This is a genomic window from Neptuniibacter sp. CAU 1671, from assembly GCF_029222905.1.
Classification (GTDB): domain Bacteria; phylum Pseudomonadota; class Gammaproteobacteria; order Pseudomonadales; family Balneatricaceae; genus Neptuniibacter.
In genome coordinates, this window is record NZ_JARHUE010000014.1 from 1 (window position 1) to 1,270 (window position 1,270).

A 1,270-nucleotide genomic window follows, 5' to 3' on the forward strand; every position below is an offset into this window, starting at 1 on the left:
TGTAGTTCCCCCGCTTTAGTGGACATCTCGATCTAACAGAATCGAGGTGGAAAATGCCAGCGTACAAGAATCAGAAGAAGACACGACAATACACAACTGAATTCAAGGCCCAAGCTGTTAAGCTGACCCATCTGAGCGGGGCGAGTGTGAAAGGTGTGGCGGAATCACTGGATATCCATCCCTTCATGCTGTCACGTTGGCGTAAGGAATACCGGGAAGGCAAGATCGTGGCGGATAAGCGGAAAAAGGTGGGCAAGAAGCCGAAGACGTTGAGCGAGAACGAGCGGGTTCGGCAGCTGGAGAAACAGGTCGCGGACTTGAAAGAGGAGAACGACCTGCTAAAAAAGTGGCAACGGTTTCTTGCGGAGGAACGCAAGAACGGTTCCGATTCATAGTTCAGCATCGAAGTCGCTATAAGGTAAGTCGGCTGTGCCGGTTCTTGAACGTATCGACCAGCGGTTTTTATGCCTGGCTGAAGCGGGGTGTGAGCCAGCGAGCCCGTCGTGATGCGGCCCTGACAGAACGGATCAAACAGATCTTTGAGGCCAGCCGGGAAACCTATGGCAGCCCCAGAGTTCATCAAGCCCTGAAGCGACAAGGAGTCCAGGTGGGAAAGAAACGCGTAGAACGGTTGATGCGAGAAGCAGGCCTGAAGGCACGAGTTGCCCGCGTCTACCGCAAGCTGGTCGGGCTGCACCGGTTTTATCAGCGTACCCCCAATCTTCGTAAAGACTTGCCCAAGCCAACAGCATCAAATCAGCACTGGGCTGCGGATCTGACCTATATCCGTGTCGGCAAACGCTGGTTATATCTTGCCGCAGTTATTGACCTCTATTCCCGCCGAATTGTCGGCTGGTCCCTGGGTAAGCAAAAGACGGTGTCTCTGACACGCGCTTCGCTCCAGATGGCTCTCAGAAATCGCAAGCCGAAACCGGGCCTGATCTTCCATACAGATCGTGGCGTGGAGTACCGTGCCCATGAGATACAGGCATTGTTGAAACAACACGGTATCCAGGCCAGTGCCAACCGCCCAGGCATGTGTACCGACAATGCAGAAATGGAGTCGTTCTTCCACACCCTGAAGGGTGAATTGATCAAGGAGAGCACCTTCTATGGTGAAATGCACCTGAGGGATAAACTGGCTGGATATATCCAGCATTTCTATAATCGAATTCGACTGCACTCCAGTTTAAATTACCTGAGCCCGGTCGAATATGAAGCCGTTACGGCGTGAGCAGCGAAGGTGTCCGTTTTATCGGGGGAAGATCAC

General features: G+C 53.1%; 1 protein-coding gene. It reads left to right on the plus strand.

Translation table 11 applies throughout. From position 1 onward, the window contains the following. Nucleotides 1–53: 53 nt before the first annotated feature. A protein-coding gene (locus P2G53_RS14075) for an IS3 family transposase (protein WP_275818357.1) occupies nucleotides 54–1,234 on the plus strand; the annotation gives its coding sequence in 2 pieces (ribosomal slippage) (nucleotides 54–339 and nucleotides 339–1,234; 1,182 coding nt in all). The last annotated feature ends 36 nt before the right edge of the window (nucleotides 1,235–1,270 follow it).